The 2010-nt window shown below is 50.8% G+C and carries 2 protein-coding genes; both read right to left on the bottom strand.

All coding sequences use genetic code 11. The features are described from left to right. Window positions 1-354 precede the first annotated feature (354 nt). Entirely contained in the window at window positions 355-1314 is a 960-nt protein-coding gene (pfkA, locus tag RDL68_RS06270) for a 6-phosphofructokinase (protein ID WP_308540820.1), read from the bottom strand. Further along, window positions 1311-1943, bottom strand: coding sequence for an OB-fold nucleic acid binding domain-containing protein (locus tag RDL68_RS06265; RefSeq protein ID WP_308540822.1), 633 nt, complete (start codon window positions 1941-1943; stop codon window positions 1311-1313). The genes pfkA and RDL68_RS06265 overlap by 4 nt, the downstream gene beginning before the upstream one ends. Window positions 1944-2010: the final 67 nt, after the last annotated feature.

The following is a 2010-nucleotide window of genomic DNA, read 5'->3' as shown; positions in this document are numbered from 1 at the left end:
TCAAGCAGAAGACGGCATACGAAATGTGTACGATTTCTGCGGTTCCCTCCACTTCGCGCGTGGTTAACGTAAAGCGATCCCCCCTTGCCAGTTCAACCGGTTTATCGTTTTGAAACGTGCCCAAACGAATCTCCGGTCCCTTGGTATCCAAGGCAACGGCGAGAGGCACGTGCAGTTCTTCACGTACCCGATGCAACGTATCCAGTTTGCGCTTCTGTTCCTCATGGGTGCCATGTGAAAAGTTGAGGCGCGCTACGTTCATCCCTTCGTGGATCAGCGCTTTTAAGCAGCTCGCTTCTTCCGAAGCAGGACCAATCGTACAAACTATTTTTGTTCGCTTCATAGGCACTCCTTTCAGCTGGACAGCACCTGCGCCATTTCGTACAATTCCTGATTAAACGTATGCTTTACGGCAATCGCTTCGAGAATCGGCATCGTAAAAATTTCTTCTCCGCGAACCCCGATCGCAATCGAACTGGATCCTGCCAAAAGCTCTTTCACCGCACGATAGCCCATCACGCAGCCCAGTTTGGCATCTGTAAAGCTGGGACTTCCGCCACGCTGTACATGCCCCAATATCGTAAGTTTGGTTTCGACGCCGGTCTTTGCTTCAATCTCTTTTCGCATGTTATACGGCTCACCCATTCCTTCGGCAAAGACAATAATGTGATGGCGCTTTCCGCGCTTTCTTCCGCGAATAATGCGGTCGGTTACCTCCTGCATGGAGAAAGAATGCTCCGGCACTAGAATGGTTTCGGCGCCTCCTGCAAGTCCTGCATAAAGAGCGATATCACCGCAGTGACGTCCCATGACTTCGATAATGTTGGCGCGTCCATGCGAGTTGGACGTATCACGAAGCTTGCCAATCGATTCAATCACCGTCTCCACCGCCGTATGAAAACCAATCGTATAATCGGTATAACCCAAATCGTTATCAATGGTGCCAGGAATGCCCACCGTGCGAATGCCACGCTGATGCAGTTGTGCAGCACCCTGAAATGAACCGTCTCCACCAATGACGACCAATCCATCGATGCCGAATTGCGAAAGGATACGCACCGCTTTGTCCTGCCCCTCCGGCGTTTGAAACTCTTCGGAACGCGCAGAGCCCAAAATCGTTCCACCTTTTTGAATAATATCGGCGACGCTGGCAACATTCATTTCATAAATGTCGCCGCTCATCAAGCCGTCATAGCCATAACGAATGCCCTTGACGCGCAGTCCGGCATCGAAGGCGGTACGGGCAATCGCACGAATTGCCGCATTCATTCCGGGCGCATCGCCGCCTGAGGTGAGTATGCCAATCGTCTTCATTCTGTTTCCTCCTGTGTCTTTTTTAATACGACATTGCGCTCGCCGAAGCGCGCCGTAAGTTCCTCCAGTAATGCGGAAGAACCATCCCCATAATACCCTTTCGGGATGGAATACGCTCTTGCTTGATCGTCAAAATATACAACGACCGGAATGGATCCGGAATGGCTTCGCAAAATATCTGTCATCGCTTGGTATTGCACGCGATCTTGGCGTGGCATCCGCACATAAAGCGTCGCACACGTCTTTTCGCTTTTCCCCTTTTTCGGTGCTGTCGGCAGTTCCTCTTTTGTCCAAAGCTGATCCACCAATATATTGATTTCCTCATCGCGCACCTGTAATGTGCCGCTTACCAGCAACGGCTGATCCATGCGGATACGGTCACGATACAAGGCATACGTGCGCGGAAAAACCACACAGCGTAAGCTGCCTGTACGATCTTCCACCTCCAGAAAACACATAGCTTCCTGTTTTTTGGTTAACAAATCGCGCTTTCCGCGAACGATGCCGGCAAAGCGGACTTTCCTGCCATCGAGATGGTCGCGGTTCTCCTCTTCAAAAAGTTCTTCCGTAAAAAACGTCTGGAAGGGAGCAAATTCCGCTTCGTATGCCGTCTCCTGCTTGAAAAAAATCCAGACGACTTCAATGTCCTTTCCATTCGCTTCACGTTGCTGATACCATTAGAGCCCATCCGATGAT

The sequence above is a fragment of the uncultured Murdochiella sp. genome (assembly GCF_902488755.1).
In the GTDB taxonomy this organism is placed as follows: domain Bacteria; phylum Bacillota; class Clostridia; order Tissierellales; family Peptoniphilaceae; genus Murdochiella.
This window is presented reverse-complemented; position numbering and strand designations above follow the sequence as displayed.